This window comes from Phyllobacterium bourgognense (assembly GCF_003337575.1).
Taxonomy (GTDB): Bacteria; Pseudomonadota; Alphaproteobacteria; order Rhizobiales; family Rhizobiaceae; genus Phyllobacterium; species Phyllobacterium bourgognense.
Genome location: NZ_QPJM01000049.1, coordinates 1 through 4,059 on the forward strand (window position 1 = coordinate 1; position 4,059 = coordinate 4,059).

The 4,059-nt window shown below is 57.0% G+C and carries 4 protein-coding genes; all 4 read right to left on the reverse strand.

The genetic code is table 11. The features are described from left to right. Positions 1–130: 130 nt before the first annotated feature. The 4 genes from C7476_RS27675 to C7476_RS27690 all read right to left on the reverse strand — a co-directional run bounded on the left by C7476_RS27675 (position 131) and on the right by C7476_RS27690 (position 3,723). Positions 131–532: a hypothetical protein gene (locus C7476_RS27675; protein WP_245426656.1), complete on the reverse strand. Its 402-nt coding sequence runs from the start codon at positions 530–532 to the stop codon at positions 131–133. Positions 533–629: 97 nt separating this feature from the next. Beyond that, positions 630–1,103 (reverse strand): histidine kinase, encoded by a 474-nt coding sequence (locus C7476_RS27680; RefSeq protein WP_114433113.1) that lies wholly within the window; start codon positions 1,101–1,103, stop codon positions 630–632. A gap of 45 nt (positions 1,104–1,148) precedes the next feature. After that, the gene (ppk2, locus tag C7476_RS27685; protein WP_114433114.1) at positions 1,149–1,973 is read right to left on the reverse strand and encodes a polyphosphate kinase 2; all 825 of its coding nucleotides are present in this window, start codon (positions 1,971–1,973) and stop codon (positions 1,149–1,151) included. Positions 1,974–1,977: 4 nt separating this feature from the next. Further along, complete coding sequence (locus C7476_RS27690) at positions 1,978–3,723, reverse strand: SulP family inorganic anion transporter (RefSeq protein WP_114433115.1); 1,746 nt, start codon at positions 3,721–3,723, stop codon at positions 1,978–1,980. Between the last annotated feature and the right edge of the window lie 336 nt (positions 3,724–4,059).

Below are 4,059 nucleotides of genomic sequence, written 5' to 3' on the forward strand. Positions count from 1 at the left end.
GAGCCAACAGACTGCGAAGAGAAGCGTGACCCGCGTGAACGATCAGGCCGCCGAAGATTAAAAAAGAGCTTGACCCAAATGCCCGATTAGAGAAGCAGACGTTCAAAGAACCTTCGCAAATCTCCCTCAGTCAGTTGCAGCCCCTGTTGAGAAAAAACTTCTCCACGGATTTGAGGGCGCTGCCTGAATATTCCTGCGGATCCAGATCGGCTATCAAGTCGGAGAACGCGAGATTTGCGTTGGGACTGTCGATATACCTCTGAAGCAGTGCGCAATGTTTGTTTTCCTTTGCAACACGCAGGGCGATGGCTTCAAGGAACCCGATGCAAAAACCGCGCTTCAGCTCATCTTGCCTGTCTCTGCACATGGCCTGAAGTTTGGCGAAGGTCGGCTCGTCCGCGAGTGCAGGGTTACCGAAGCTCGCGCCAAGCACGAGGGTCAGGGCAATGGTCGTTCCAATGATCCGACCTCCCCTTCTACGCGCGCTTTCTCTGTTACCGGCCTTCCCGGCATCGTGGACAACAGACGGCATTTTCTCCCTCCCGACTCCTGGGCAATATCGTTTACCGCCTGCAGCGATCATCGCATGCATTGGCGACGCGAAGCGGCCAACCATCAGCAAAGCTGTCTCAAGCGTGATCTGAACCCCAGTTCAGGAAAAAGCCGACATCGCCGGGCATTCCGCCGGGGAAACTGATGATCATTGCCTTGAGCTTGAAACCCTGCGGCTTGGCAAGTTTCTGATAGCGATCATAAAACTCCTTTGCCTTGCCCTGCAGCGTTTCCGGCCAGTCTTTGCTGCCGCTGTTAATTGCGCGCCCGCTGTCCGAACAAAGATCCGATGAAAAGCTATAGACCATAGCCTCGAATTTGCCCGCCTGGACAGCGTTCGCCACAAGCCGGCGAACCGACAGGACGTCCGCTTCGCTGACATGGTTCTTGAGGAAATCTTCAGCGAAGTCGGCGGCCTTCTGCTCCTGGATTGCCTTTGCTTTCGCCTGCTTTTGATCTTCCTCTCTTGCACGTTTGATGACTTCATTGCGAATGTCCGCCGCGCTCGGAGGCATCGCGTTCAAATCTAGTGGTTCTTTTTTCTCTGGCATCTGCTTGATCCTTTCGTGGATGACGTTGTTTGACGGATATCGTCTTCAAAGCACGTCGGGGACCACGGCGGCGGTAGCCTCTGGCGCGATATAGCCGTTGGGCCGCTTTTGCCGCTTGCCGAGATTCGGCGCGTCAAACTTGACCCGTTCGTAGGGGATCGACTTGAGGATGTGCGAAATACAGTTGATGCGCGCGCGCTCCTTGTCGTCGGACGGCACAATCCACCACGGGGCATCGGGCCTGTCCGTCACCTTGAGCATCTCGTCGTAAGCGCGTGAATAGTCCCACCAGCGTTGATACGACGTGACATCCATCGGACTGAGTTTCCACTGGCGCAAGGGGTCGTCGATGCGGCGGCGGAACCGGCGCTCCTGCTCTTCCTCGCCGACGGTGAGGAAATACTTCAGTAGTATGATGCCGCTTTCAACAATCGCCGCCTCAAAGAGCGGGGTCAGTTCAAGAAAACGTCGCGTTGTCTTTTCGGAACAGAAACCCATCACCCGCTCGACGCCTGCGCGGTTGTACCAACTCCTGTCGAAGATCACGATCTCGCCCGCAGCAGGAAAATGTTGAATGTAGCGCTGCATGAACATCTGCGATTTCTCCCGGTCGCTTGGCGAAGGAAGCGCAATGACGCGGAACACGCGCGGGCTTACCCGTTCCGTGATACGTTTGATCATGCCGCCTTTTCCGGCCGCATCGCGACCTTCGAACAGGATGATGACGCGTGCGCCCGATTTCTTCACCCATGCCTGCAAATGCGCGAGCTCGATCTGAAGCTTTTTCATTTGCTTGTTGTAGCGGTCCTTGCCGAGCTTCTTGTGCTCGACATGCTCCTCTTGCCGCAATGTGTTGTCGTGTTTGTTCATCACATTATCCTCCCTCTGGTGTCTGCACTTGAAGTCCTGTTGAAGCTGCAACCGTCCCCTCGGAAAGTCCGTTCTGCATAGCCTCAAAGCCGCGTACTGCGTCCTCCACATCCTCGAAAACATACTGACGCCCAATGCGCTCGAGGAGACCGCTGCGTTCGAGCATCGTCTTCACCTCGGCGTGCAGCTCGGCGATGCCCAAAATCATCCCGTCCGCCGCCAGATCGCCTCTGATATCATCGAGCATGGCAAGGGCGGTGCTGTCGATCTGGGCAATTGCACTGGCATCAAGAACGAACCAGCGGGTCCCGGCGGGCAAACTCGCGGCAATGGTTCTGATGCGCTCCCGAACGTAGTCGGCATTGAAAAACAACAGGCTGCCCTGGATTATATAGAGGGCGAAACCCGGAATTGGGCGGGCCTCCGGAAAGCGATGCAGCTTGTAGAAGCCATCACGACTGCCGAGACGGCCGAGTAGAGCATCCCGCGGAAACATCATCTGACGCACGAGATGGACAAGCGTTGCGGCTATAGCGATCACCACCCCGGCCAGTACACCGAAGCTTATGGCTCCCCACATGGTGATAAGCGCAAAAACGAACTCGGTGCGGCTGATACGCCAGATGTGTCGCAACTCTGCGATATCGATCAGGCTGATGGCAGCGGCTACCAGAATGGCACCAAGTGCGGGGATGGGGAGAATCCGCATCGCATCGCTAAAATAGAGTAGCGTGGCTATCAGCGCTGCTGCCGAGACAAGCCCTACAACCTGAGATTTGCCGCCTGCCGATAAAGAGATCGCCGTCCGGGAGTCCGACGCGCTGATCGGAAATGCCCCAAAGAGGCCAGCGGCAATATTGCCCGCGCCCAGCCCGATCAGTTCCTGATTGGCGTCGACATGTTCACCGGAGCGCCCCGCGAAACTGCGGGCTGCAACAATGCCCGATCCGAAGCTGACCAGAAAAACGGCCGCTGCGCCCAGCACAATTTGATCCAGTGGAAGTGCGGCTACAGAAGGTATCGAGATGGATGGCAGCGCAAAGGGGATGTCGCCGACAACGGCAATGCCCATCTGCTGGAAATTGAAAAGTACCGACAGGATGGCCGAAACCACAACGACAATGACCGGACCCGGTACGGGCAGGCGCGAAGCCCTGACCACCTGCAAAATAATGAACATGGACAACCCGAGCAGAAGCGAAGGCCAATTTATGGCCGCGCTCTCGTCGATGAGTTCGAGCAACGGCGCTACGAGCCCGTCCGATTTAATCGACAACCCTGTCAGGCGGCCAATCTGTCCAACGATGATCGACACGGAAATACCGGCGAAGAAACCAACGAGGATCGGGCGTGAAAGAAATGTTGCCACGACGCCGAGACGCAACAGACGGGCTGCGAGGCATATCGCGCCGACTACGAGCGCGATCAGCGACGCAACCATGGCACGGTCTACCGCTGCGTCGGCTGGCAGGGAGACGACGATCGATGTTACAGCCGCTGCCAGCACGGTCATGGTGGCGGCGTCCGGGCCGACAATCAGGATTCTGGAAGGACCGAACAGCGCGTAACCTATCGGAGCCGCTATGCTTGCATAGAGTCCCGTTTCCAAAGGCAGGCCGACAATCGCGGGGTAGGCAATGGCACTTGGCAAGCCAACTGCGGCGACCGCGAGCCCGGCCGATATATCGCTCGGTAGCCAACTGGCTCGATATCCCCTCAGGCTCCTGAAAACGGGGATGGACAAGGTCATGGCCTGGACCTCTGGCTTGCGGCAACTATCATTGTCAATGCTCCAGGAAACGCTTCTGATCCGACTGCTTATTCGCAGTTTCAACGACGCAGCTATAGTCTGCGGAGATCTGGCGTTCCCGTAGCTTCATTCATGTTTTACCGGAGGCGCAAGTACGTTACGGTAACAACCTCTCCAAAGGGCTGGGGCCCCGCCAAGTAGGCTTGGCACTCAGCTCAGGCAGGTATCCGCTGATGGCGCAAAGCATGTGTAATCGGGCGGTCCCCCCAGGGACGAGCTCCCACTACTATCCCGGCTTGACCGAGATGAAGGGAGATGACGATGTTTTATGCTGCT

Excerpts from the sequence above, each read along its gene's own strand:
- C7476_RS27675 (WP_245426656.1), bottom strand. The coding sequence starts at position 532 with ATGCCGTCTGTTGTCCACGATGCCGGGAAGGCCGGTAACAGAGAAAGC.
- C7476_RS27680 (WP_114433113.1), bottom strand. The coding sequence starts at position 1,103 with ATGCCAGAGAAAAAAGAACCACTAGATTTGAACGCGATGCCTCCGAGC.
- ppk2 (WP_114433114.1), bottom strand. The coding sequence starts at position 1,973 with ATGAACAAACACGACAACACATTGCGGCAAGAGGAGCATGTCGAGCAC.
- C7476_RS27690 (WP_114433115.1), bottom strand. The coding sequence starts at position 3,723 with ATGACCTTGTCCATCCCCGTTTTCAGGAGCCTGAGGGGATATCGAGCC.